Source organism: Streptomyces caatingaensis, assembly GCF_001187435.1.
Classification (GTDB): domain Bacteria; phylum Actinomycetota; class Actinomycetes; order Streptomycetales; family Streptomycetaceae; genus Streptomyces; species Streptomyces caatingaensis.
The window spans coordinates 556,460-579,165 of record NZ_LFXA01000009.1 but is presented as its reverse complement, the minus strand read 5'-3'; the positions used below and the strand labels follow the sequence as shown (position 1 = coordinate 579,165).

The following is a 22,706-nucleotide window of genomic DNA, read 5'->3' as shown; positions in this document are numbered from 1 at the left end:
CTCCCCCACCCGTTAGCCTCGGCACATGAGCAGGCCCCCCTTCCTCACCTTGCCCCCGTGCGCGCGGGCGCACCGTCTCGCCACCTCCCGTGGGGAGTTCGCCGTACTCGACGCACTCCCGGAGGGCGGCGGAGGCCGCGCGACGGCGCTGCTCCTGCCCGGATTCACGGGCAGCAAGGAGGACTTCATCGCGCTCCTGGAGCCGCTGGCGCGAGCCGGCGTGCGGGCCGTGGCGGTGGACGGCCGGGGCCAGTACGAGAGCCCCGGTCCGGACGACGAACGGGCCTACGCGCTGGCCGAGTTGGCCGAGGACGTGCACGCCCAGGCGGCCGCCCTCGGCGAGGGCCCGGTCCACCTGGTGGGCCACTCCTTCGGCGGGCTGGTGGCCCGCGCGGCCGTCCTCGCCGACGCCCGCCCCTTCCGCTCGCTGACTCTGATGAGCAGCGGCCCGGCCGCCGTCGCCCCCGGACAGCGCGACAGGACGCGGATGCTGATCCACGCCCTGGCGGAGCTGAGGCTCGACATGGAGAGCGTGTGGCGGGAAAAGGTGCTGCTGGACGGCCCGTTGTCGGACGACGCGTTCCAGCGCCGACGCTGGCTCGCCACCGCCCCGGCCCAACTGGTCGGCGCCGGACGCCACTTGATCGACACCGCCGACCGGACGGCGGAGCTCGCCGCGACCGCGTTGCCCAAGCACGTCCTGTCCGGCGAGGAGGACTTCGCCTGGCCGGTACCGGTGATGGACGCGATGGCCGCCGCGCTGGGCGCCCGCCGCACGGTGATCGGGGGCGCGGGCCACTCCCCCGCCGCGGAGCGCCCGGCTCCGACGGCCGCCGCCCTGCTCGCCTTCTGGGAGGCGGTCAGTCCGGCGGCCCCGACGTCACCGTGAAGATCCCGCCCTCCGGGTCGCACAGCGTGGCCTCGTGGCCGACCATCGAGAGGCCCGGTTCGGCGGCGACCGAGCCGCCGGCCAGGAGGGCCGCCTCGACGGCCTTCTCGACGTTGTCGACGCGGAAGTAGACGTGCCAGCGCGGCCGGACCTTGGGGTCGGGGGCCGCCTCGACGCCGCCGCCGCGCAGGCAGGCGACCGTGTGCCCGCCGACGCTGACCATCACCACGTCGTCCTCGTAGCGCACGTCCGTCTCCTGGCTCTGGTCCCACAGGAAGATGCCGCTGTAGAAGAGGGCGGCGTCGAAGCAGTCGCGGGTGCGCAGCTCCAGCCAGGCGGGGGCGACGCCGTGGCCGATGCGCCAGTCGCGCAGGACCCGGCCCTCCCAGAAGCCGAAGACCGCCCCGGCCGGGTCGGCCGCCAGGGCGGCGCGGCCGTTGCCGAAGGCGAGCGGGCCGACCGCGACCGTGCCGCCGCGCTCGCGCACCCGCGAGGCGACCGCGTCGGCGTCGTCGACGGCGAAGTAGCTGGTCCAGGAGACGGGGACGCCCATGGCACGGGCGACGTTGCCGAGGCCGGCGACGGCCCGGCCGCCGGAGAGCGCCACGCGGAAGTCCTCGCCGAGCGAGCCGGGCCGGAAGGTCCAGCCGAGGACCGCGCCGTAGAACTTCTGGGCCGCCGTGAGGTCAGCGGTCTGCAGGCTCACCCAGCAGGGCGTCCCCGGCCGCGCGTGCTCGGTAGCGGCCATGGCCGATCGCCTCGATTCTGTCCGTGACGTCCGTGACGTGCGTGACGTCCGTGACGTGCGTGGCGGAGCGCGCGGTGCGCTGCGGCGGCGGTGGGCACGGCCGGGACGCGGACGGCCCGGCCCACCCGTAGCCAGGGAACCGCATCCGGCTCAGAACTGCATCCGCAGATGGTCCCAGAAGCCGTCCCGCACGGCGCGGCGCAGGTCGGCGTGGCCGCGCAGGGACAGGCCGAGCAGGCCCTCCGCCTCGACGAGCAGCTCCTGGTCCACCGCGCCGGGCAGATAGGGGTGGCCGGGCAGCAGGTCGGCCAGGGTGTCGCGGCCGCGGGCGCCCAGCCACTGGGCGGCGACGCGGGCGCCGACGAAGCGGACGTCCTCGCGGGCGGGGACGGGCCCGCGGTGCGGGGCGGGCTCGGAGAGCGGTTCGTAGGCGGCGCGGCGGGTGACGTAGGGCTTGCAGAAGTCGAGGTCGAAGGTGCGCTGGCTGTCCACCTCCCACAGCAGCGGCTCGGCCTGGTTGCGCCCGCCGACGGCCTCGATGCCCCAGAGGTGGACGCGGGCGCCGTAGCCCTGGGCCGCCTCGACGGCGGAGACCAGGTCCTCGTCGCCGCCGATGAGGACCGCGTCGCTGATGGCGCGGTGCCGGGCGAGGGACTCCAGGTCGCTGCGGATGAGGGAGTCGACGCCCTTCTGCTGGTTGTTGGCGTTGAGGTTGCCGAGTCTGACCTTGACGTCGGGGAGTTCGGCGATGCCCTGCTGCTCGGCGGTGTGGATGCGGCGGCGGGCCCCGTCGTACCAGTAGACGCGGAGCAGCCGGCTGTCGGGGAAGATCGTGCGGGCCTTGTCGATGAAGGCCTCGATGATCCCCTCGGCGTCGAGCTCGAAGGCCCGCCGGTCCTCGGTGCCGGCGACGAGGCGGCCGGCGGCGGCGTAGACGTAGCCCGCGTCCACGAAGACGGCGTGGGTGGAGGGCGTGGTGGCGACCTCGGCGAGGACGCGGGTCAGCAGTTCGTTGGTGCGCTCGATGCCCGCGAGGACCGCGGCCAGGTCGGTGGTGTCGGCTCCGGTTTCCCGGTGGTGGGGCGGTAGGTGCTGATCATTCATGGGGACTCGCTCATCCGGTGGTCACGCAAGGGTGGGGGGACGTCCGGCTGCCGGCCTTTCGGCGCTTACTTATTAGTCAGTTTAAAAATTTCCTTAGCGTAGGGAATGTTTGAGGCAGGGGCCACGTTGGTCCCTGTGGAACGCGCCGCAGTGCCGCGGCGCGCTTCCTCGAGCTCTGTGAAGTTCTCCTCAGGAGGATCGGACGAAGGGAGAAGCCCATGCGCTTCGAGATCATGCGCCTGGACGACATCGACGGCACCGCTGTCGACAGCACCGTCGTGGACGCCGCCTCCGTCAACCGGATCGTGCAGCAGGCCGCCTCGATCGGCCAACGCCTCTACATCCGTCCTGCCGACGCCGCGACCCGGTGACGCGCTAAGGGTACGCAGTCGTCGGCCCGGCAGGACGCGGAACGCCCCCGTACGGAACGGCCGTACGGGGGCGCTTCGCGTGCGCGGCGGACCGCCGTCACACAGGGCCGCGGGGAACTCAGCGGTGCGTGATCACCTGGGTGACGCCGTTGATGATCTGCTGCACGGCGAGCGCGGAGAGCATCATGCCCGCGAGCCGGGTGACCAGCACCACGCCGCCGTCCTTGATGACCCTGATGATCAGCAGCGAATAGCGCATCACCAGCCACAGCACGACGTGCATGGCCGCGATCGCGCACCACACCGACACCTGCGCGGTCACCGAGTCCGCGCGCTGCACGGCGAGGATCACCGACACGATCGCGCCGGGACCGGCCAGCAGCGGCATGCCGAGCGGGACGAGGGCGACGTTGACGTCCTTGGTCTGCTTCGGCTCCTCGGACTTGCCGGTGAGCAGGTCCAGCGCGATCAGCAGCAGGAGCAGCCCGCCCGCGATCATCAGCGCCGGGGTGGTGATGTGCAGGTAGTCCAGGATCTGCCGGCCGCAGACGCCGAAGACGGTGATGACGCCGAAGGCGACGGCCGCCGCCTGCCAGGCCATACGGCGCTGGACCTTGGCGGGCCGCCCGGAGGTCAGGGCGAGGAAGATCGGGGTGATCCCGGGCGGATCCATGATCACGAACAGGGTGAGGAAGAGGGAGCCGAAGACAGCGAAGTCGAACACGGTAGGGCCTTGCGTGTGGTGCCGAGCGGGGAAGGGGGCGAGCACGTGCGCGCGGGTGCGCGAGGGCCCGGGCCCCGTGGGGGTGCCCGACCGCGCGGTCGCCTCGTGACGGGGTGCGGGATCAGCCGCCCGCGCCCGGAACGGGGAACGCTCCCGTCGCGCGGCGCGTGATCTCCCCGTAGATCTCCGGGTCGGTGGTGAACTCGCCGAGTTCACAGGTCTTGTTGCGGCCGTGGTAGTCGCTGGAACCGGTGGTCAGCAGGCCGAGGTCGGCGGCGAGGCCGCGCAGCCGGGCACGGGTGGGCGCGTCGTGGTCCATGTGATCGACCTCGACGCCGTCCAGCCCCGCCGAGGCCAGCTCGGCTATCGCGCCCTCCGGCAGCACCACGCCGCGCTTGACGGCCATGGGGTGCGCGAGGACGGTGACCCCGCCGGCGGCCTTGACCAGGCGGACGGCCTCGAAGGGGTCGAACTCGTGCTTCTCGACGTACGCGCGGCCGCCGTTGCCCAGCCACTCGGGCGCGAAGGCGGCGGAGACGGAGGGGATCACGCCCTGTTCGACCATGGCGGCGGCCACGTGCGGCCGGCCGACGGCCCCGCCGCGCGCCAGCTCCGCGACGCGCTCCCAGGCGACCGGCACCCCCAGCTCGTTCAGCCGCGCGACCATGGCGCGGGCCCTCGGCTCGCGGCCGTCGCGGACGAGCTCGCGCTCGCGGGCGAACTCGGGCTCCGCCGGGTCGAAGAGGTAGGCCAGCAGGTGCACGCCCACCCCGCCCAGCCGGCAGGAGAGTTCGGCGCCGGTGACGAGGGTGAGGCCCGGCGGCAGGGCGGCGATCGCCTCGGCGTGCCCGCCGGTGCCGTCGTGGTCGGTCAGCGCGACGACGTCCAGCCCCGCGGCGGCCGCGTTGCGGACCAGCTCGGCGGGGGTGTCCATACCGTCGGAGGCCGTGGAGTGGGTGTGCAGGTCGATGCGCACGACACGGGCCTCCCTGTCTGGCGGTCTGACGGCGAACACGAGAACCGGTTCAGGATAACCGCCGTGCGCACCGGCCCCGGCGCGGTCAGGGGGCGACGATCCGCGGGGAGAGCGCCCCGCAGGGCACCAGGTCCACCTCGGCGCCCGCGTCCCGGAGATCGGTGATGACCAGCTCGTCGTACATCAGCAGGCTCGACTGCTCGGGCCAGACGACGGCCCACAGCCACAGGCCCCGGGCCTCGCCCGCGAAGACCGCCCGGTCCTCCGGCACCCCCTCCACGTGCCACAGCGGGGTGGGCCGGCCGGCCGCGAGGACCTTGGCGTGCGGGGCGCGGTCGACGCTCATGCGGCGGCCGGGGTCGGGGCCGTCGATGCCCGCGTACCGCGCGCCCAGGCCCACGCCCAGCTCCTCCGCGATCAGCAGCAGCTCTCCCGGGCCGCCCAGCGGGCCGGGCCCGGAGCAGGCGACGGCGGTGGCGCGGCCCCCGCTGCGGTCGTCCCCGGCGCAGACGACCCCGGTGAACAGCCAGCCGACCGGCAGCGGCCAGGGCATCCAGACGGGCACCCGGGACCGGTTCACGACGACGGCGAGCGCCTCGACGCTCGGCGGGACCACGGGCTGGAGAGGGTGCACCGTTCCGTGCGCGGCGCACTGCCACGAGTCGGCGAAGAGACCGGGCGCTCGCACCCGGCCACCGCACTTCGGGCAACTGGGTTCGCCCCTCATAACTTCCAACGGTCCTCCGCGGCCGCCGCCGCGTCAAGGACGATCACCCGTCCGGAGGGCCGCTTCCGGGGGCCCGGCGAACCCCCTGTCCCGCGGGTCCGCCGTCACCCCAGGGGCACGCCCGCGCGCAGGGGATCGCGGAGGTCCGTACCGTGCCTCAGCCAGCGCTCGCGCAGGGCGGCGGCGCCCTGGACGCGTTTCCACGCCGCCTCGTTGGGGGTCATGGGCAGCAAGGGGAGGAAACGGACGGGCTCCATGGGGGCGTCGAGCTCCAGGTCCTCGACGAGGCCGCCGGGCTCGGCGACGAGGACGGAGGTGAAGGGGGCGCCCGGCCACAGCGGTTCACCGGTGTCGAGCGAGGCGCCGGGCGCCACGACGAGCCCCTCGACCTGGGGCGAGGCGGCGAGGACGGCGAGGGGGCGCAGGACCTTGTCGGTGTCGGCGCGGCCGGGGCGGACGGTGAGGACGAGTTCGGCGCGCGGGCCCCGCACGGGGTCGGCGAGGGAGACGGAGAGGGGCGCGGCGAAGCCGCTCGGCGAGGGGGGCCCGCCGGGCGACGGGCGGCCGGGATCCGCCATCGGCTGGGCGGACATGCCGAGAGTGACGTAACGCACGACGTCCTCCCCGGCGTTGCCGTCCGCGGGCCCGGTGAAGCGCAGGACCTCGATCCGGTCGGCGCCGAGGAAGGTCACCGCGGCGCGGGCGTCCGGCTCCCCGAAGGTGGTGTGCAGCCTGGCCTCGACCAGTGCGAGAACGTCCGACATGCGCCCGAGCATAGAACGTGTATCGAACAGGCAAAGCGGGGGCTTGACGTCCCGGGCGGCTGCTAGCCTTGGCCTCTGGTCAGGGAGTTACGTCCGTCCCTCAGCGGGGACCGGCCGGAGGAGGTGGGGCTGCGGTGGATCCTAGTCGACCGTGCAGTACCGACAGTTCCCCCGTTTCTCCGCTCCGGACGCGCGCTTCGTGAACTAGAAGCGGCTCTTTCGCCCGCCGGCCCTCGGTCCCGGCCCTCCGGAAGTCCCTTCGCGCCCGCGGCACTTGACGGGGGAGCGCTGCCCTCACACGCCCTCCTGCAATGCCCTCTGCGAGTTCTCCGCGAACTGCCGCCAGCCGCACGCACCGCACGGAGCGCGGTCCGCCGCAGGGACGTCCGTCCGCCTGGCCCTGCCGACAGGCGCCCGCACGTCCCCGTCGCGGATCGCGGTGCCGTGCGTCCCGGCCGGTGGCGGCCCGTGAATGGAGCCAGCCATGTCGATGATCCGTGACCTGCGTGCCGCCGTCCGCCCCGCCCTGCGCAAGGGCGGCGGCCCCTACGAGCCGTACGCGTGCGACTCCGGCCGCGACCCGTCCGCCAACAGCGCGGTGGTGGACTGCGCCGTCTACCGCGAGGGGCGGCGGGTGAACACCCCGTGCGGGCCGGCGGAGGCCATGCGGCGGGTGCGCGCCGAGGGCGGGTTCGCCTGGATCGGGCTGCACGAGCCCACGGAGCAGGAGTTCGCCGGCATCGCCCGGGAGTTCGGGCTGCACCCGCTGGCGGTGGAGGACGCCGTCCACGCCCACCAGCGGCCCAAGTTGGAGCGTTACGACGACACGCTCTTCACGGTCTTCAAGACCATCCACTACGTCGAGCACGCCGAACTCACCGCCACCAGCGAGGTGGTGGAGACCGGTGAGGTGATGTGCTTCACCGGCGAGGACTTCATCATCACCGTCCGGCACGGCGGGCAGGGCTCGTTGCGCGCCCTGCGGCACCGGCTCCAGGAGGACCCGCAGCTGCTGGCCAAGGGCCCCTCGGCCGTTCTGCACGCCATCGCCGACCAGGTCGTGGACGGTTACATAGCGGTGGCCGACGCGGTGCAGGACGACATCGACGAGGTGGAGATCGACGTCTTCTCCGCGCCGGACAAGGGCTCCCGGCGGGGCGGCGACGCGGGCCGCATCTACCAGCTCAAGCGGGAGGTGCTGGAGTTCAAGCGGGCGGTGACGCCGCTGATGCGGCCGATGCAGCTGCTCAGCGAGCGGCCGATGCGGCTCGTGGACCCCGACATCCAGAAGTACTTCCGGGACGTCGCCGACCACCTCGCCCGGGTGCACGAGCAGGTGGTCGCCTTCGACGACCTGCTCAACTCGATCCTCCAGGCCAACCTCGCCCAGGCGTCCGTCGCGCAGAACGAGGACATGCGCAAGATCACGTCCTGGGCGGCGATCTTCGCGGTGCCCACGATGATCGCCGGCATCTACGGCATGAACTTCAAGTACATGCCGGAGCTGGGGTGGAAGTACGGCTACCCCACGGTCATGGTCGTCACCGTGGTGATCTGTGTGACCATCCACCGCGGCTTCAAGCGGAACGGCTGGCTCTAGCCCGCTCCGCCGCGACCGGCTCCGCCGCGGCGGGACGGCCGGCCCGCCGGCGGTCGGCCAGGATCACCAGGGCCAGGCCGCCCAGGATCACCGCCAGCGCGGGGTACGCCGCCACCGGCGGCGTCTGCCCCAGCCAGAGCGCGGCTATCAGCGCGGCGCCCGGGGTCTCCAGCAGGATCGCCGTCGAGGTCACGGAGGGGCCCAGGCTCTTGACGACCCGGTTGATCAGCGAGTGGCCGAGCAGCTGCGCGGTGGCCGTCAGAAGGACGAGCTTGCCCCAGGTGCCCCCGTCGTACCCGGCGAGCGCGGAGCCGGAGACCAGGCAGGCGACGAGCAGCAGCACGGTCGTGGTCGTGTAGCAGACGTAGGTGTACGCGACGGTGCCCACCGTCCGGCGGACCTCGGCGCCCAGCAGGACGTACCCGGCGGCGGCCACGCCGCCCGCCAGCGCGAGGGCGTCCCCCGCCAGGGCGCGCGGCGAACCGGAGAGGTCCACGCCGGTGAGGATCACCACGCCGAGGAAGGCGAGGGCGGTGCCTGCCCAGACCAGGCCCGGCTGGCGCCGGCCGCCGAGCCGCATCAGGACCACCGTCCATATCGGGGTGGTGGTCACCAGCGCCGTCGAGGAGGCCACCGAGGTCATCGACAGGCTCGGCAGCCACACGCCGAAGTGCACGGCGAGCAGCGCCCCGCTCGCGACCGCGAGCAGCCCGGCCCGGCGGCCGACGGCCCGCAGCTCCGCCCGGTGGCGCAGCAGCACCAGCGGGGTGAGCGCGCCCACCGCCATGGCGTTCCGCCAGAAGGCGATGGCGAGCGCCGGGGCGGCCGTGACGGAGGCGATCAGCGGGGCGGACAGGGTGATGCCGGAGACGGCGACCAGGAGCAGGGCCAGGTCGAGGCGGTGGAGGGCGGAGAGGCTGCGGACGGCGGTCACCGCTTCAGCCTAGGCCCGAAGGTGGCTCTGGGTAACCGGGATCATGGGCGCACGGGCGGACGTACCGGCGCGTACCACCGGAACACGTGCCCCTAGAGTGGGGCGCATGACGCAGACGCTGGCGCTGATCGAAGAGGCCGCGAAGAAGTCGGCTCTCCTCTGGGTGCAGGGCCCGACGGGGCCGAGCCGTGCCCTGTGGCACGTCTGGCACGCCGGGGCGGCCCTCGTCGTCGGCGGCCCCGGGGAGCAGCCGGTGGACGACCTCGGGCTCGCCGACGGGGCGGTCGCGAAGGTCACCGTCCGCAGCAAGGACAAGGGCGGCCGGCTGGTCACGTGGACGGCCCGGGTGGCCGAGCTGCCGGCGGGCGGCGAGGCGTGGGGGGAGGCGGTGGCGGAGCTCAAGGGCAAGCGGCTCAACGCCGTGGGCTTCGACTCCCTGGAGGAGCGGTGGGCCCGTGAGTGCCGGGTCCTGCGGCTGGAGCCGACGGGCGCGTCGGATCCCCTGCCGTCGACGTCGCTCGCGGCCGTGCCGCTGCCGACGCCGGCGACGACGCGCCGCCCCATGCCGGCGGCCCTGCCGCGCCTGCTCCGCCGCGGCCGGAGGAAGTAGCCCCCCTCAGCGGCCCCCCGCGGGGATCCGCGACCCGTAGTCCACGACCTCCCCCTTCCCCGGCACCCGCAGCGGGAAGTCCTTCCCCCAGTCGCCCAGGTTCAACTGCCCCGCCCCGCCCGCCCGTTGCACCCGCAACGGGTACGGCGTCCCGACGAGGGAGACGTCCAGCACCCCTCCCGACCCCTTCGCGTCCCCCGCGTTGAGCCGGATCGAGCGCACCCCCCCGACCGTCCCGTGCTCGCCCCGCGACAGCGTGCCGCGCAGCCCGAGGAGCCCGTCCAGCAGGACGTCCTTGTCGGTGAAGCCGCGCAGCTGCCGGTACGCGGGATCCCCGGAGGGAACCTTCACGTACTTGCCGTTGAGCTTCGCCGCGGCCGTCCCCGGCTTCGGACGCCCCGGGGCGGCGGACGCCCCCGCCCCGCCCCGGCCCCAGAACGCCGCGTCCCCCTTGACGAAGAGCTCGTCGCCGACCCGGAGCAGTTCGAAGGAGACGTCGCCCGAGGCGACCCGCCCCGTCCCGCCGTCCTTCTTCAGCCGCACGTCGATGCGGTACGTCCGCCCCTGGCTGACCACGGCCCCCGACAGCCGCACCGCGCCGGCGCCCTTCGCCGCCGCCCGCGCCCGGTCCTGGATGACCGCGGGCCGGAGCTTTCCCACGCCGTTGGTCCCCGCGTCGGGGTCCTCGCCGCCGCCGCAGGCCGCGAGGGCCGGGGACAGCACGGCGCACAGGGCGGCCCCCACGAGGGCCGCGTTCCGCGTTCGCACCTGCTCCTGCCTCCTGTCAGCACTGGATACGGCAGCGTACTCGCGCCCGTTCCCCGCCACCGGCGCGGAGCGGCAGCGCGCGGCCGGTCACGTTAGCCTGAACCGGGAAACGCCGGAGGCGGCGGCGGCTGAGGAGGTGCACGGCATGGCGGCGAGCGCCCGCGTGTTCGTCTCGCACCTGTCCGGCGTGGCCGTCTTCGACCCCAACGGCGACCGGGTCGGCAGGGTCCGCGACGTCGTCGCGATGCTCCGCGTCGGCAACCGCCCGCCGCGGGTGCTGGGCCTGGTGGTGGAGGTCGCGAGCCGGCGCATCGTCTTCCTGCCCATGACCCGGGTGACGGGCGTGGAGTCCGGCCAGGTCATCTCCACCGGCGTGATCAACATGCGGCGGTTCGAGCAGCGGCCCACCGAGACCCTCGTCCTCGGCGAACTCCTCGACCGGCGCGTGCGGCTGGTGGCCACCGGCGACGAGGTCACCGTCCTCGACGTGTCGATCACCCAGCTCCAGGCCCGCCGCGAGTGGGAGATCGACAAGGTCTTCGTCCGCCGCGGCAAGGGCGGCGCGCTGCGCCGCAAGGGCGAGACCCTCACCGTCGAGTGGTCGGCCGTCACCGGCTTCTCCCTGGAGGAGCACGGCCAGGGCGCCGCCAGCCTCCTCGCCACCTTCGAGCAGCTGCGCCCCGCCGACCTCGCCAGCGTCCTGCACCACCTCTCCCCCAAGCGGCGCGCCGAGGTGGCCGCCGCCCTCGACGACGACCGGCTCGCGGACGTCCTGGAGGAGCTGCCGGAGGACGACCAGATCGAGATCCTCGGCAAGCTCAAGGAGGAGCGCGCCGCCGACGTCCTGGAGGCGATGGACCCGGACGACGCCGCCGACCTGCTCTCCGAGCTCCCCGAGGCGCACACCGAGCGGCTGCTGGCGCTGATGCAGCCGGGCGACGCGGCGGACGTACGCCGGCTCATGGCCTACGAGGAGCGCACCGCCGGCGGCCTGATGACGACGGAGCCGATCGTGCTGCGCCCGGACGCCACCGTCGCCGACGCCCTCGCCCGCGTCCGCAACCGGGACCTGTCCCCCGCGCTCGCCGCGCAGGTCTACGTCTGCCGGCCGCCCGACGAGACGCCGACGGGCAAGTACCTGGGCACGGTGCACTTCCAACGGCTGCTGCGCGACCCGCCGTTCACCCTCGTCGCCTCGATCACCGACACCGAGCTGCGCCCGCTGCACCCCGACACCCCGCTGCGCGCCGTGACTAGCTACCTCGCCACGTACAACATGGTCGCGGCCCCCGTGGTGGACTCCGGCGGTTCGCTGCTGGGCGCGGTCACCGTGGACGACGTGCTGGACCACCTGCTGCCGGACGACTGGCGCGAGACGGAGCTGCACCAGGGCGCGTTCGGCATGGACGTGCCCGAGGACCCGGGGGAGGCGGGCGGACGATGAACGCCGAAGGGCGGGAGACCCCGCGGGAGCGGCTCGAGCGGCAGCGCGAGCGCCTGCGGGAGCGGGAGCGCCAGCGGGAACGGGAGCGGCAGAAGGAACGGTCCGCTGCCGCGGCCCAGCCGGAGCGGCGCGTTCGCCTCGACCAGCCGCAGCTCAAGCGGCGCAGCTGGCTGCCCGAGTACGACCCGGAGGCGTTCGGCCGCACCTCGGAGCGGATCGCCCGCTTCCTGGGCACCGGGCGGTTCATCGTCTGGATGACGGTCGTCATCGTGGTGTGGGTGGTGTGGAACACCACCGCCCCGCCCCATGTGCGGTTCGACCCCTACCCGTTCATCTTCCTGACCCTGGTGCTCTCCCTCCAGGCGTCCTACGCCGCCCCGTTGATCCTGCTCGCCCAGAACCGGCAGGACGACCGGGACCGGGTCAACCTCGAACAGGACCGCGAGCAGAACGAACGCTCCATCGCCGACACCGAGTACCTCACGCGCGAGGTGGCCGCGCTGCGCATGGGGCTCGGCGAGGTCGCGACCCGCGACTGGATCCGCTCCGAGTTCCAGGAACTGATCAAGGAGCTCGAACAGCGCAGGGTATTCCCCGCCGAGAGTGAGGAACGCGACCGCTGACGGCCCTTCCCCGGCCGTCGGTGGTGCGCCGTACCATCGGGGCATGGCTACCGAGACCCCCAGCTCCGTCCCCGCCGAAGAGGCGGTGCGCGCCGCGCTCGCGACGGTGGACGACCCCGAGATCCACCGGCCGATCACCGAGCTCGGCATGGTGAAATCCGTCGACGTCGCGGCGGACGGGACGGTCGCGGTGGCGGTCTACCTGACGGTCGCCGGCTGCCCGATGCGGGCGACGATCACGGAGAACGTCCGCAAGGCGGTCGCCGGTGTGGCGGGCGTGAAGGACGTGACGGTCGAGCTCGACGTGATGAGCGACGAGCAGCGCCGCGAACTGGCCGCCTCCCTGCGCGGCGGGACGGCCGAGCGCGAGGTGCCGTTCGCCAAGCCCGGCTCGCTGACCCGGGTCTACGCGGTGGCCTCCGGCAAGGGCGGCGTCGGCAAGTCCTCGGTCACGGTCAACCTGGCCGCGGCGATGGCCGCCGACGGGCTCAAGGTCGGCGTCGTCGACGCGGACATCTACGGCCACTCCGTCCCGCGCATGCTGGGCGCCGACGGCCGGCCCACCCAGGTGGAGAACATGATCATGCCGCCGTCGGCCAACGGCGTGAAGGTCATCTCCATCGGCATGTTCACCCCGGGCAACGCCCCGGTCGTCTGGCGCGGCCCGATGCTGCACCGCGCCCTCCAGCAGTTCCTCGCCGACGTCTACTGGGGCGACCTCGACGTCCTCCTCCTCGACCTGCCGCCGGGCACCGGCGACATCGCCATCTCCGTCGCCCAGTTGGTGCCCAACGCCGAGATCCTGGTGGTGACGACGCCCCAGCAGGCCGCCGCCGAGGTCGCCGAGCGGGCCGGCGCGATCGCCGTCCAGACCCACCAGAAGATCGTCGGCGTCGTGGAGAACATGTCCGGGCTGCCCTGCCCGCACTGCGGCGAGATGGTCGACGTCTTCGGCACCGGCGGCGGCCAGCTCGTGGCCGACGGGCTGACCCGCACCACCGGCGCCACCGTCCCCGTCCTGGGCTCGATCCCCATCGACGTCCGGCTGCGCGAGGGCGGCGACGAGGGCAGGCCCGTCGTCCTCACCGACCCGGAGTCCCCCGCGGGCAGCGCGCTGCGCGCCATCGCCGGCAAGCTGGGCGGGCGGCAGCGCGGGCTGTCGGGGATGTCGCTCGGCATCACGCCGCGCAACAAGTTCTGAGGGCGGCACCGGTCCCGGGGCGTCCTCCCCGGGACCGGGCCGGTTCCCCCTCGCTCTCCCTCAGTTCGCGTAGGCGGTGATGTCGCCGATCGCCGAGAAGCCCATCCCGTAGGCGCTCATCCCACGCCCGTACGCCCCCAGATGCACCCCTCCGCCCTCCGCGGAGCCGGCGAGCACCCAGCCGTACTCCGACTCGCGGTAGCGGAAGTCGGTCGAGACGCCGTCCACCGGCAGCGAGAGCGTCGACCAGGGGGCCTCGTCCAGGTGGTCCGCCAGCTCCCAGGCGAGCGCGGTCTGCTGGTCGAGCCAGTTCTGCCGCAGGGCCCGCTCCATGCGGTCGGGCCAGGTGTACGAGAGCAGGCCCGCGCCGGCGAGCCAGGCGGCCGAGGAGACGGACGTGGCCTCCAGCACCCCCGTGCCGTCCGCGCTGCGCCGCACCGGGCGGCTGGCGACGGTGACGACCACCGTGAAGCGCCGGTCGGCGGACGGGGGCGCCATCCGGTCGGGGCGGCCCGAGGGGGGGCCGGGTTCCGTGCCGTGCCCCGTCGAGCCGTGCTCCACGGTGCCGTCGGCGGCCGTGCCCACCTGCATCAGCCAGCGGCGTCCCGTGAAGGCGTCGTCCAGGCCGTACCAGGGGAACGACGCCTGCAGATAGTCGTCGACCGGACGCCGGACGCCGGACGCGCCCGGCGGGGCGCTCCCCTCCGCGCCGGTGTCCTCTCCGGCGGGTGCCCCCGCCGCCCCTGCCCGACTCGTGGTCTCCATCTGCGCGGCGCCTCCTCGTAGCCCCGTCTGCCCTGCCGGCCCGCACACGGGCACGGCCAACCCGGACAAGGGGAGGATAGCCACCCCCGTCAATGGGGCACGGCAGGCGAGGCTCAGGTGGCGTCGGCGTCGAAGGGGGGCCGTTCGCCCGGCCGCAGCGGCTCCTTCTTCTTGAGGAGGTCGGGGCCGCCGGTGGCGGAGTGCGGGGCGGGCTCCGGGTCGCGGCCGTTGACGGCGTCCGTGACCTCGGCCATCTCGGACCTGAGGTCGAAGCCGTTGCGGATCTCCTTGAGCCCCAGCTCGTCCTTGTCCAGGACGTGCTTGCGGACGAAGGTCTTCGGGTTGAGGTCCTCGAACTCGAAGTCCTTGAACTCCGGCCCGAGCTCGGAGCGGATGTCCTCCTTGGCGCTCTCGGAGAACTGCCGGATCTTGCGCAGGGTGCGGGACACGTCCTGGATCATCTTCGGCAGCTTGTCCGGTCCGAAGATGAGCAGAGCGAGGACGACGAGCGCGATCAGCTCGGGAAGTCCTATGTCGAGCACCTGTAGCTCCTTGATGCGGGGGCGGCCGACGGCACTGGCCGTCTATCACGGTACCTGGCCCGGACGGATGCGCGGGAGACGCCCGGGCCAACAAGGGGCCAAGGATCAGTCGCGGCCCGCCGTCCCGAGCGTCAGCGGCACCGTCCGCTCCTTGCCGCCGCGCTCCACGGTGAGGGTGAGGCGGTCGCCCGGCCGGTGACTGCGGATCTTGACGATGAGCTCCTGGCCGCTGTGGACGGCCGACGAGTCGACCTTCTTGATGACGTCCCCCGGCTCGATGCCGGCCCTGTCCGCCGGGCCGCCCCGGGCCACCGGGGTCCCCGCGCCGCCCTTGGGGTTCACCCGTGCGCCGTCGCCCTGGTAGGCCATGTCGAGGGTGACGCCGATCGCCGGATGGGTGGCCCGGCCCGTGTTGATCAGCTCCTCGGCGACCCGCTTGGCCTGGTTGATCGGGATGGCGAAGCCCAGCCCTATGCTCCCGCCCTGGCCCCCGCCCGCCTCGGCGCCGCCGGCCGAGCGGATCGCGCTGTTGATGCCGATGACCCGGCCCCGCGAATCCACCAGCGGGCCGCCGGAGTTGCCCGGGTTGATCGGGGCGTCCGTCTGCAGCGCGTCCACGTAGCTGACGTCGCTGCCGTCCTGCTTCCGGCCGCCCGCCGTGATCGGACGCTCCTTGGCGCTGATGATCCCGGTGGTGACGGTGCCCGCGAGGTCGAAGGGCGCGCCGATGGCCACGACGGAGTCGCCGACGTGCACGGAGTCGGAGTTGCCCAGGGCGAGCGGGGTGAGCCCGTCGACGCCCGAGACCTTGACGACGGCCAGGTCGTAGCCGCCGTCCCGGCCGACGACGGTGGCCTTGGCGGTCTGGCCGCCGTTGAACGTCACCGTGATCTCGCCGCCGTCGCCGGCGGGCTCGACGACGTGGTTGTTGGTGAGGATGTGTCCCCGCTTGTCGAGGACGAAGCCGGTGCCGGTGCCGCGGCCCGAACTGCCGCGCACGTGCAGGGTGACGACTCCGGGCAGCGCCCGGGCCGCGATCCCGGCCACGCTGCCCGGGTCCCGGTCGTCCTTCTCGACGGGCGCCTGCGGCAGCGTCACATGCCGCCCGCCGCCGCCCCGCTCCAGCCAGGCCCCCATCCCGCCGCCCACCCCACCGGCGACCAGCGCGACGACGACCGCCCCCACGACCACCTTCTTCCGCGCCACCCCCTTCCCCACCGCCTCCTGCGGCCGCTCCACGGCCCAGGGGTCGTACTGCCACGGCCCCGGCCGCACCCCGGCCCCCACCACCGGCGGCCGCCCCCCGCCCGACACGTGCCCGGCTCCGCCGGGGTGGGGCGGGGAGGCGGGTGCGCCGGCCGGCGGGTGCGGGGCGGTAGCGGCCGGGGCGGCCGGCGGGGCCGGGTGCGGGGTGCCCGCGGCCGGGTACGACTGCGGCGTGGGGCGGGGGCCGCCGGCGTCGGCGTACGGCGGCGTGGCCGGGAAACCGGCCGGCGGCAGCGGCGCAGCAGCGGCCGGGACGCCCGGCGGGGCCGGGTGCGGGGCACCCGCGCCCGGGTACGACTGCGCGGCCGGCGCGCCGGCCGGCGGCTGCGGCGCGGCAGCCGGGACGCCCGGCGGGGTCGCATGCGGGGCACCCGCCGCCGGGTACGGCCGCGGCGTCGGGTGGGAGCCGTCCCCGCCGGGGTGCGGCTCGGGCGCGCGGGTGGCGGGGGCGGCCGGCGGGGGCGCGTGGTCCGGCCGTGGGGGCCGGGCTTCGGGCCGGGGGTGGGCGGGGGTGCCGGGTGGTGTGTAGGGGCCGGGGGCGGGGTGCGTCGGCTCAGGGCCGGCGGGAAGGGCGCGGTCCGGAGCCGGCAGCGGCGGCTGTGCGCCGGCTGTCGGCGCGGGGGCCGCCGGGGGCTGGACCGGCGGGGCCGGGGCCCAGGGGCCGGGACGGCCGTACGGGGGCGTGCCGTACGGATCCGGGCCGTGCAGCGGCGCCGCCTCCCCGGCCCCCTCGCCGCCGCGGTCGCGGTCGCGGCGCGTACGGCTCCACCAGTGCGCCCTGCCCTGGTCCATCCCGGTCTCCCCCCAACGGTTCGTCGAAGGCCGGGGCACCGTCCCGGTCGCCGGCCCACCGGCGATTCAACCAGGTCCGGCGGCGGATGAGCAGGGCAGCCCGCGTCAGCGGGAGAGGGGGGCCCGCTGGGGCATCCGGAAGGGGACGGCGACCGGCAGGGCGGGCGGGACGGCCAGCGAGGGCCGGCGGGCGACGGCGTCGCGCGCCGCCGCTCCGCCCCCCGTGGCGGAGCCGAGGGCGAACGCCGTGGTGGCCCCCCGGGGATCCTCGGCCCGGGCGCCCGGCGCCTCCTCGACCGACCCCAGCGGCTGGGCACCGACCAGGGCGAAGGCCGCGATCGTGACGGCACCGGCCGCCGCGATCCCGAACCGCCGCCCGCGCGACGCGCGCCCCACCTCGTGGATGCGGAAGCCCTGGTCGCGGGGCGCCAGTTCGCCGAGCGGCACCAGCGCGAAGGCGTCCGCCCGGTGTCCGAACGCGCCGCGGCGCCGCGGGCGGGCGCCGTCGTCGTCCGCGGCGGACGCGGCCGGGGCGCCGGGCCCGGCGGGCCCGTCGAGCCCCGCGGCCGGCAGGGCCTGGAGCCGGGCCAGCAGCGCTGCGGAGAGCGGCGGAGGAGCGGCCTCGGCGAACACGCTCTTGAGCCGACGCTGGGCGTCGGCTTCGGCCTTGCATTTTCCACAGGTGGCGAGATGGGCGAGCACCCGCTCCCGCGATTCGTGTCCCAACTCCCCGTCGACCAGGGCCGCGAGGCGGTCGCCGAGATGCTGCTCGGCGGGGGACTGACCGCCTGAACCGGTCACGCGATCCCGACCTCCCCACTCAGCCGGGCGCCGGCGGCGGCTCCCACCACCGCGCGCCGCTCGGCCCGCTGCTCGGCCCGGGCGGAGGGGGACCGGTGCCGCAGCGCCTTGCGCAGGTGGGACCGGCCGCGGTGGATGCGACTGCGAACGGTGCCCAGCTTCACGCCGAGCGTCGCCGCGATCTCCTCGTAGGAGAGCCCCTCGATGTCGCAGAGCACGACGGCCGCCCGGAACTCCGGGGCGAGGGTGTCCAGCGCCTGCTGGACGTCCGCGTCGAAGTGCGTGTCGTTGAAGTGCTGCTGGGGGGACGGCTCGCGGCTGGGGAGCCGCTCGGCGGCGTCGTCGCCCAGCGCGTCGAAACGGATGCGCTGGCGGCGGCGGACCATGTCCAGGAAGAGGTTGGTGGTGATGCGGTGCAGCCACCCCTCGAACGTGCCGGGGGTGTACGTGGACAGCGAGCGGAAGACCCGGACGAAGACCTCCTGGGTGAGGTCCTCGGCGTCGTGCTGGTTGCCGGTGAGGCGGTAGGCGAGGCGGTAGACCCGTGCGCTGTGCGTGCTGACGATCTCCTCCCAGGTGGGAGGGGTCCACGCCTGCGAGTCCGCGTCGCTGGCGAAAGTCGCGGTTGCGGAGATCTGGGTGGCGGAACGGTCAGCGGTGTCGGTCACGGATTTCGGCTCGCCGGCGGTCCGCCGGAAGCGCCTGAGCACTCCCCGGGGGCCGCTGCACGCAGCCGCACCTCCCCTGTCGGCTCTGGTGGTGTCCAGTGGAGCCCCTACCATATCCACCTCGCCCGTTAGCTCCGGATAAGGAATTTTGACCTGCTTTTGGGTTTGATCCGTCGCCCGGACCGGCCGAGGGCCCCGGCCGGACCCCCCGCGACCCCCTCACGCCGTCTTCCCACCACCTCAACGCACGGTCCCATCTGCGGGTTCCCGACAGCAGCGGATACAGTCACCGTTGCGTCGACACATGGGGACAGGAGAGGGCCATTACCGGCAACCGGCAGACGAGCTGGGCGTTCGCCGATGCGTACGGCGTCGGGCACATCGACGACCCGGCACTGCTCTGGGCGCGCGACCGGGCCGAGGAGGCGGGGCTGCGCCCGGTCTCGTCGGGCACCGGCTCCGCGCTGCGGCTGCTCGCCGCGACGGTGGACGCCAAGGCCGTCGCCGAGATCGGCACCGGCACCGGGGTGTCCGGGCTGCACCTCCTGTACGGCATGCGCCCCGACGGCGTCCTGACGACGGTCGATCTCGACCCGGAGTGCCAGCAGTTCGCCCGGCAGGCGTTCCGCGCGGCGGGCTTCGCCGGCAACCGCGCCCGCTTCATCCCCGGCCGCGCGCTGGAGGTGCTCCCCCGCCTCGCGGACGGCGGGTACGACCTGGTCTTCTGCGACGGGGACCGGCTGGAGTACCTCGACTACCTAGCGGAATCGTTGCGCCTGCTGCGCCCCGGCGGCCTGGTCTGCTTCGAGGGCGTCTTCGCGGACGGCCGCACCGTGGACTCCGCCGCCCAGCCCGCCGAGGTGCTGCGGCTGCGCGAACTGCTGCGGGCCGTACGGGAGTCGACGGTCCTGGTGCCGTCCCTGCTGCCGGTGGGCGACGGGCTGCTGTGCGCGGCACGGCGCAGCGGCTGACCGGGGCGCGGGGGCGTGGCGGACGCCGGGGCGGGGGGCGGATCCGGCCACCCGCCCGGGCCGGAACGGCCGGAAAACGTCTTGCCCCGGCGGCCGTGACCGGCCACCGGGGCAAGAGGAAAACCCGGCGAAGGACCGTGGACCGGTCCGTGTCTCATGCGTCAGACGACGACGTTCTTCAGGGCGTCGGCGAGAGCCGCCGCCTCGTCCGGGGTCAGCTCGACGACGAGACGACCGCCGCCCTCGAGCGGAACCCGCATGACGATGCCCCGCCCCTCCTTGGTCACCTCGAGCGGGCCGTCGCCCGTCCGCGGCTTCATGGCCGCCATGCTCGTTCCCCTTCCTGAAACCAGCTCATCGTCAGCCGACAACCCCTCTCGAAGGGCACGTGTCACCGGCATCGAACACATTGCTTCCAGGCCATTATCCCGCATCGCGCGACCCAATGACCAACATCGGTCGGCATCCCTTCGGCAACACGCTCCGGCAAAACCACCCAATTCGGGGATTGCTCCGCAGTTGCCCACCAACGCCTTAGCCGTACGGACGGCCGATTCTTTGACGCAGGTCACATGCCGCCCGCCGGAGATCTGCGGCAAGCTGGCCGCTGACCGCAGCCGACCGAGGGAGGACGCACCATGGCGGACACCGTGCTGTACGAGGTGAGCGACGGGCTCGCGACGATCACCCTGAACCGGCCCGACGCCATGAACGCGCTGGACACGGGGACGAAGGCCGCCCTCCTCGACGCGCTGCGGAGCGCGGCGGAGGACCGGGCCGTGCGCGCCGTCCTGCTCACCGGCACGGGCCGGGCCTTCTGCGTCGGGCAGGACCTCAAGGAGCACACCGCCGCCCTGGCCGCCGACCGCGAGCGCGGGACGAACCGGACCTGGGACACGGTCCGGGACCACTACTCCCCCATCGTCCTGGCCATCGCGGAGATGCCCAAGCCGGTGGTCGCGGCGGTGAACGGCGCCGCGGCGGGCGCGGGCGCGGGCTTCGCCTTCGCGGCGGACTACCGGGTCGTCGCCGACACGGCGGCGTTCAACACGGCGTTCGCCGGGGTGGCGCTCGCCGGCGACTCCGGCGTCTCCTGGACGCTCCCCCGGCTCGTCGGCCACGGCCGGGCGGCGGACCTGCTGCTCTTCCCCCGCAACGTCTCCGCCGAGGAGGCCCTGGAGCTGGGCATCGCGAACAAGGTCGTGCCCGCCGCCGAGCTGGCCGCGACGGCCGCGGCCCTCGCCCGCCGGCTGGCCTCCGGCCCGACCGTGGCCTACGCGGCCATGAAGAAGGCCCTGGCGTACGGGGCGGAGCGGTCGCTGCGCGAGACCCTCGGGACGGAGGAGGAACTGCAGGCGGTGGCGGGGGCGTCGGAGGACCACGGCGCGGCCGTGGAGTCGTTCCTGAGGAAGGAGCGCCCCACCTTCGCCGGGCGCTGACTCCTTCTCTCCCTCACCGGCTCTCCCTCACCGGCCCCCGGCCCGCACGTGGCACCCGGCCAAGTGGTCGTTCACCAGCCCGCAGGCCTGCATCAGCGCATACGCCGTCGTCGGCCCGACGAACCGGAAGCCCCGCCGCTTCAGCTCCTTCGCCAGGGCCGTCGACTCCGGCGTCAGCGCCGGCACGTCCGCCGCCGTGCGCGGAGCGCGCCGCCCCGCCCCGCCCGCGGGGGCGAAGGACCACACGAGCGAGGTCAGCTCCCCGGGCCCCCAGGCGGCGGCGACCCTCGCGTTGGCGAGCGCGGCCGCGATCTTGGCGCGGTTGCGGATGATCCGGGGGTCGGCGAGCAGCCGCTCCTCGTCCGCCGCCGTGAAGGCGGCGACCTCGGCGATGGAGAAGCCGGCGAACGCGGCCCGGAACCCCTCGCGGCGGCGCAGGATCGTCAGCCAGGACAGCCCGGACTGGAACGCCTCCAGGCATATCCGCTCGAAGAGCGCGTCGTCCCCGCGGACGGGGACGCCCCACTCCGTGTCGTGGTACGCGCGGTAGTCCGCCATGGACTCCGCCTCCAGCCCCCAGGGACAGCGCGCCAGCCCGTCCGGCCCGAGGACGACGCCGCCGCTCACGGCCGCCTCCCCTCGTCGTCCTCCGGGGCGGCGGCGTCCGGCGCGCTCGCCGCGGCCGCCCGCGCCCCGGCGAGCGCGGCCTCCAGCTCCGCGATCCGCGCGTCCCGCTCGGCGAGCTCCGCCGCCAGCCGGTCGAGCACGTCGTCCGTCTCCGCCATCCGGTAGCCGCGCGGCGCGACGGGCAGCCGCAGGGCCTCCAGGTCGGCGCGGCCGAGCGGGCGCCCGGCGGGCAACGGCCAGGCGACCCGGTCGGGCTCCGCCTCGGGCAGCACGCCGCCCCTGCCGCCCAGCACCGCGAGCGTGACCGCGGCCACCACCACGACCAGCGCGATGAGCAAGAACCAGAACACGGTGCTCCCCACAGTTCCCCGCCATCCGACGGCGTCCGATGGCATCCGATCCGTCCACCCCGATCGTGCCACGACCCACTGACGGTTAAGGTCACTGCTGACCACGGAGAGGGAGTGCGGGAAATGCTGCGGCTGGGACGACGCGAGTTCGACGCTCACGAACCGGTGATCATGGCGATCGTGAACCGGACGCCGGACTCCTTCTACGACCGGGGCGCCACCTTCCAGGACGAACCGGCGCTGGCCCGCGTCGAGCAGGCCGTCGCCGAGGGCGCCGCGATCATCGACATCGGCGGTGTGAAGGCCGGCCCCGGCGACGAGGTCACGGCCGAGGAGGAGGCGCGGCGGACCGTCGGCTTCGTCGCGGAGGTGCGCCGCCGCCACCCGGACGTGGTGATCAGCGTGGACACCTGGCGGCACGAGGTCGGCGAGGCCGTGTGCGAGGCGGGCGCGGACCTGCTCAACGACGCGTGGGGCGGCGTCGATCCCCGGCTGGCCGAGGTCGCCGCGCGGTACGGGGCGGGCCTGGTCTGCACCCACGCGGGCGGCGTCGAGCCGCGCACCCGGCCGCACCGGACGGAGTACGAGGACGTGATGGCCGACGTCCTGCGGGTCACCCTGGGCCTGGCCGAGCGGGCCGTGGCCCTCGGCGTGCGCCGCGACGGCATCATGATCGACCCGGGCCACGACTTCGGGAAGAACACCCGCCACTCCCTGGAGGCGACCCGGCGCCTGGACGAGATGACCGCCACGGGCTGGCCCGTCCTCGTCTCCCTGTCGAACAAGGACTTCGTGGGCGAGACGCTGGACCGGCCGGTCAAGGAGCGCCTCATCGGCACCCTGGCGACGACGGCGGTCTCGGCCTGGCTCGGCGCCCGGGTCTACCGCGTCCACGAGGTCGCCGAGACCAGGCAGGTGCTGGACATGGTGGCGTCCATCGCCGGCCACCGCCCGCCCGCGGTGGCCCGGAGGGGCCTGGCCTGACCCCCGGGCACGCGGCCG

Annotated in this window: 26 protein-coding genes; 10 read left to right on the top strand and 16 right to left on the bottom strand. The window is 74.4% G+C overall.

Going from position 1 to position 22,706, the window contains the following annotated elements; translation table 11 throughout:
• The first annotated feature begins 25 nt into the window (after positions 1 to 25).
• Positions 26 to 889 (top strand): alpha/beta fold hydrolase, encoded by an 864-nt coding sequence (locus tag AC230_RS15870; protein ID WP_049716819.1) that lies wholly within the window; start codon positions 26 to 28, stop codon positions 887 to 889.
• On the opposite strand, the gene AC230_RS15865 is transcribed toward AC230_RS15870, so the two are convergent.
• Positions 861 to 1,637 (bottom strand): VOC family protein, encoded by a 777-nt coding sequence (locus tag AC230_RS15865; RefSeq protein ID WP_049716818.1) that lies wholly within the window; start codon positions 1,635 to 1,637, stop codon positions 861 to 863. The genes AC230_RS15870 and AC230_RS15865 overlap by 29 nt on opposite strands.
• A 150-nt stretch (positions 1,638 to 1,787) precedes the next feature.
• Positions 1,788 to 2,741, bottom strand: a complete 954-nt coding sequence (locus AC230_RS15860) for an NYN domain-containing protein (RefSeq protein WP_049716817.1) — start codon at positions 2,739 to 2,741, stop codon at positions 1,788 to 1,790.
• 218 nt (positions 2,742 to 2,959) lie between these two features.
• Here AC230_RS15860 and AC230_RS33025 point away from each other — a divergent pair, with 218 nt between their 5' ends.
• Positions 2,960 to 3,112 carry a hypothetical protein gene (locus AC230_RS33025; RefSeq protein WP_198535532.1) on the top strand — a complete coding sequence of 51 codons (153 nt, stop codon included), beginning with the start codon at positions 2,960 to 2,962 and terminating at the stop codon, positions 3,110 to 3,112.
• Between the two features lie 118 nt (positions 3,113 to 3,230).
• On the opposite strand, the gene AC230_RS15855 is transcribed toward AC230_RS33025, so the two are convergent.
• From AC230_RS15855 to AC230_RS15840, 4 genes are all read right to left on the bottom strand, one after another.
• Positions 3,231 to 3,836 carry a MarC family protein gene (locus AC230_RS15855; protein WP_049716816.1) on the bottom strand — a complete coding sequence of 202 codons (606 nt, stop codon included), beginning with the start codon at positions 3,834 to 3,836 and terminating at the stop codon, positions 3,231 to 3,233.
• Between the two features lie 121 nt (positions 3,837 to 3,957).
• Positions 3,958 to 4,812: a PHP domain-containing protein gene (locus tag AC230_RS15850; RefSeq protein WP_049716815.1), complete on the bottom strand. Its 855-nt coding sequence runs from the start codon at positions 4,810 to 4,812 to the stop codon at positions 3,958 to 3,960.
• 85 nt (positions 4,813 to 4,897) lie between these two features.
• Complete coding sequence (locus AC230_RS15845) at positions 4,898 to 5,539, bottom strand: DUF6758 family protein (protein ID WP_049716814.1); 642 nt, start codon at positions 5,537 to 5,539, stop codon at positions 4,898 to 4,900.
• A 104-nt stretch (positions 5,540 to 5,643) separates the two neighbouring features.
• Positions 5,644 to 6,303 (bottom strand): suppressor of fused domain protein, encoded by a 660-nt coding sequence (locus tag AC230_RS15840; protein ID WP_049717047.1) that lies wholly within the window; start codon positions 6,301 to 6,303, stop codon positions 5,644 to 5,646.
• Positions 6,304 to 6,787: 484 nt separating this feature from the next.
• Between AC230_RS15840 and corA the strand changes: the two genes are divergently transcribed.
• Entirely contained in the window at positions 6,788 to 7,903 is a 1,116-nt protein-coding gene (gene corA / locus AC230_RS15830; RefSeq protein WP_049716812.1) for a magnesium/cobalt transporter CorA, read from the top strand.
• Here corA and AC230_RS15825 read toward each other — a convergent pair.
• On the bottom strand, positions 7,881 to 8,837 hold the full coding sequence (locus tag AC230_RS15825) for a DMT family transporter (RefSeq protein WP_049716811.1): 957 nt from the start codon (positions 8,835 to 8,837) through the stop codon (positions 7,881 to 7,883). The two genes, corA and AC230_RS15825, sit on opposite strands and share 23 nt — an antisense overlap.
• 106 nt (positions 8,838 to 8,943) lie before the next feature.
• On the opposite strand from AC230_RS15825, the gene AC230_RS15820 reads away from it, so the two are divergent.
• The gene (locus tag AC230_RS15820; protein WP_049716810.1) at positions 8,944 to 9,447 is read left to right on the top strand and encodes a hypothetical protein; all 504 of its coding nucleotides are present in this window, start codon (positions 8,944 to 8,946) and stop codon (positions 9,445 to 9,447) included.
• A gap of 6 nt (positions 9,448 to 9,453) precedes the next feature.
• Here AC230_RS15820 and AC230_RS15815 read toward each other — a convergent pair whose 3' ends face one another.
• The gene (locus tag AC230_RS15815) at positions 9,454 to 10,215 is read right to left on the bottom strand and encodes a hypothetical protein (RefSeq protein WP_049716809.1); all 762 of its coding nucleotides are present in this window, start codon (positions 10,213 to 10,215) and stop codon (positions 9,454 to 9,456) included.
• Positions 10,216 to 10,360: 145 nt separating this feature from the next.
• Here AC230_RS15815 and AC230_RS15810 point away from each other — a divergent pair, with 145 nt between their 5' ends.
• From AC230_RS15810 to AC230_RS15800, 3 genes are read left to right on the top strand one after another with little or no spacing between them, the layout of a single operon-like run.
• Positions 10,361 to 11,659, top strand: a complete 1,299-nt coding sequence (locus AC230_RS15810) for a magnesium transporter MgtE N-terminal domain-containing protein (protein ID WP_049716808.1) — start codon at positions 10,361 to 10,363, stop codon at positions 11,657 to 11,659.
• Positions 11,656 to 12,282, top strand: coding sequence for a DUF1003 domain-containing protein (locus tag AC230_RS15805; protein ID WP_241833234.1), 627 nt, complete (start codon positions 11,656 to 11,658; stop codon positions 12,280 to 12,282). Before AC230_RS15810 ends, AC230_RS15805 begins: the two co-directional genes overlap by 4 nt.
• Positions 12,283 to 12,325: 43 nt before the next feature.
• The gene (locus tag AC230_RS15800) at positions 12,326 to 13,483 is read left to right on the top strand and encodes an Mrp/NBP35 family ATP-binding protein (protein ID WP_049716807.1); all 1,158 of its coding nucleotides are present in this window, start codon (positions 12,326 to 12,328) and stop codon (positions 13,481 to 13,483) included.
• 60 nt (positions 13,484 to 13,543) lie between these two features.
• Here the strand turns inward: AC230_RS15800 and AC230_RS15795 are convergent, their stop codons facing one another.
• The 5 genes from AC230_RS15795 to sigE all read right to left on the bottom strand — a co-directional run bounded on the left by AC230_RS15795 (position 13,544) and on the right by sigE (position 18,431).
• Positions 13,544 to 14,248, bottom strand: coding sequence for a hypothetical protein (locus AC230_RS15795; protein WP_049716806.1), 705 nt, complete (start codon positions 14,246 to 14,248; stop codon positions 13,544 to 13,546).
• A 113-nt stretch (positions 14,249 to 14,361) separates the two neighbouring features.
• Positions 14,362 to 14,790 carry a sec-independent translocase gene (locus AC230_RS15790; protein WP_049716805.1) on the bottom strand — a complete coding sequence of 143 codons (429 nt, stop codon included), beginning with the start codon at positions 14,788 to 14,790 and terminating at the stop codon, positions 14,362 to 14,364.
• A gap of 105 nt (positions 14,791 to 14,895) precedes the next feature.
• On the bottom strand, positions 14,896 to 16,848 hold the full coding sequence (locus AC230_RS15785; protein WP_049716804.1) for a S1C family serine protease: 1,953 nt from the start codon (positions 16,846 to 16,848) through the stop codon (positions 14,896 to 14,898).
• A gap of 105 nt (positions 16,849 to 16,953) precedes the next feature.
• Entirely contained in the window at positions 16,954 to 17,649 is a 696-nt protein-coding gene (locus AC230_RS30345) for an anti-sigma factor family protein (RefSeq protein ID WP_078871278.1), read from the bottom strand.
• A complete protein-coding gene (gene sigE, locus AC230_RS15775; protein ID WP_078871277.1) occupies positions 17,646 to 18,431 on the bottom strand; it encodes an RNA polymerase sigma factor SigE in 786 nt (261 codons plus the stop codon). The genes AC230_RS30345 and sigE overlap by 4 nt, the downstream gene beginning before the upstream one ends.
• Positions 18,432 to 18,640: 209 nt before the next feature.
• On the opposite strand from sigE, the gene AC230_RS15770 reads away from it, so the two are divergent.
• Positions 18,641 to 19,288 (top strand): O-methyltransferase, encoded by a 648-nt coding sequence (locus tag AC230_RS15770; RefSeq protein WP_078871276.1) that lies wholly within the window; start codon positions 18,641 to 18,643, stop codon positions 19,286 to 19,288.
• Positions 19,289 to 19,449: 161 nt separating this feature from the next.
• Here the strand turns inward: AC230_RS15770 and AC230_RS31165 are convergent, their stop codons facing one another.
• Positions 19,450 to 19,617, bottom strand: a complete 168-nt coding sequence (locus AC230_RS31165; RefSeq protein WP_004950282.1) for a DUF3117 domain-containing protein — start codon at positions 19,615 to 19,617, stop codon at positions 19,450 to 19,452.
• 309 nt (positions 19,618 to 19,926) lie between these two features.
• Between AC230_RS31165 and AC230_RS15765 the strand changes: the two genes are divergently transcribed.
• The gene (locus AC230_RS15765) at positions 19,927 to 20,727 is read left to right on the top strand and encodes an enoyl-CoA hydratase-related protein (RefSeq protein WP_049716801.1); all 801 of its coding nucleotides are present in this window, start codon (positions 19,927 to 19,929) and stop codon (positions 20,725 to 20,727) included.
• 27 nt (positions 20,728 to 20,754) lie between these two features.
• Here AC230_RS15765 and AC230_RS15760 read toward each other — a convergent pair whose 3' ends face one another.
• On the bottom strand, positions 20,755 to 21,354 hold the full coding sequence (locus AC230_RS15760; RefSeq protein ID WP_049716800.1) for a DNA-3-methyladenine glycosylase I: 600 nt from the start codon (positions 21,352 to 21,354) through the stop codon (positions 20,755 to 20,757).
• Positions 21,351 to 21,704 carry a hypothetical protein gene (locus tag AC230_RS15755; protein WP_049716799.1) on the bottom strand — a complete coding sequence of 118 codons (354 nt, stop codon included), beginning with the start codon at positions 21,702 to 21,704 and terminating at the stop codon, positions 21,351 to 21,353. Before AC230_RS15755 ends, AC230_RS15760 begins: the two co-directional genes overlap by 4 nt.
• 123 nt (positions 21,705 to 21,827) lie before the next feature.
• On the opposite strand from AC230_RS15755, the gene folP reads away from it, so the two are divergent.
• Positions 21,828 to 22,688 (top strand): dihydropteroate synthase, encoded by an 861-nt coding sequence (gene folP, locus AC230_RS15750; RefSeq protein ID WP_049716798.1) that lies wholly within the window; start codon positions 21,828 to 21,830, stop codon positions 22,686 to 22,688.
• Positions 22,689 to 22,706: the final 18 nt, after the last annotated feature.

What these genes read in the sequence shown, in the direction of transcription:
- AC230_RS15870 (WP_049716819.1), top strand. Translation starts at nt 26, where the DNA reads ATGAGCAGGCCCCCCTTCCTCACCTTGCCCCCGTGCGCGCGGGCGCAC.
- AC230_RS15865 (WP_049716818.1), bottom strand. Translation starts at nt 1,637, where the DNA reads ATGGCCGCTACCGAGCACGCGCGGCCGGGGACGCCCTGCTGGGTGAGC.
- AC230_RS15860 (WP_049716817.1), bottom strand. Translation starts at nt 2,741, where the DNA reads ATGAATGATCAGCACCTACCGCCCCACCACCGGGAAACCGGAGCCGAC.
- AC230_RS33025 (WP_198535532.1), top strand. Translation starts at nt 2,960, where the DNA reads ATGCGCTTCGAGATCATGCGCCTGGACGACATCGACGGCACCGCTGTC.
- AC230_RS15845 (WP_049716814.1), bottom strand. Translation starts at nt 5,539, where the DNA reads ATGAGGGGCGAACCCAGTTGCCCGAAGTGCGGTGGCCGGGTGCGAGCG.
- AC230_RS15840 (WP_049717047.1), bottom strand. Translation starts at nt 6,303, where the DNA reads ATGTCGGACGTTCTCGCACTGGTCGAGGCCAGGCTGCACACCACCTTC.
- corA (WP_049716812.1), top strand. Translation starts at nt 6,788, where the DNA reads ATGTCGATGATCCGTGACCTGCGTGCCGCCGTCCGCCCCGCCCTGCGC.
- AC230_RS15820 (WP_049716810.1), top strand. Translation starts at nt 8,944, where the DNA reads ATGACGCAGACGCTGGCGCTGATCGAAGAGGCCGCGAAGAAGTCGGCT.
- AC230_RS15810 (WP_049716808.1), top strand. Translation starts at nt 10,361, where the DNA reads ATGGCGGCGAGCGCCCGCGTGTTCGTCTCGCACCTGTCCGGCGTGGCC.
- AC230_RS15805 (WP_241833234.1), top strand. Translation starts at nt 11,656, where the DNA reads ATGAACGCCGAAGGGCGGGAGACCCCGCGGGAGCGGCTCGAGCGGCAG.
- AC230_RS15800 (WP_049716807.1), top strand. Translation starts at nt 12,326, where the DNA reads ATGGCTACCGAGACCCCCAGCTCCGTCCCCGCCGAAGAGGCGGTGCGC.
- AC230_RS15795 (WP_049716806.1), bottom strand. Translation starts at nt 14,248, where the DNA reads ATGGAGACCACGAGTCGGGCAGGGGCGGCGGGGGCACCCGCCGGAGAG.
- AC230_RS15785 (WP_049716804.1), bottom strand. Translation starts at nt 16,848, where the DNA reads ATGGACCAGGGCAGGGCGCACTGGTGGAGCCGTACGCGCCGCGACCGC.
- sigE (WP_078871277.1), bottom strand. Translation starts at nt 18,431, where the DNA reads ATGGTAGGGGCTCCACTGGACACCACCAGAGCCGACAGGGGAGGTGCG.
- AC230_RS31165 (WP_004950282.1), bottom strand. Translation starts at nt 19,617, where the DNA reads ATGGCGGCCATGAAGCCGCGGACGGGCGACGGCCCGCTCGAGGTGACC.
- AC230_RS15765 (WP_049716801.1), top strand. Translation starts at nt 19,927, where the DNA reads ATGGCGGACACCGTGCTGTACGAGGTGAGCGACGGGCTCGCGACGATC.
- folP (WP_049716798.1), top strand. Translation starts at nt 21,828, where the DNA reads ATGCTGCGGCTGGGACGACGCGAGTTCGACGCTCACGAACCGGTGATC.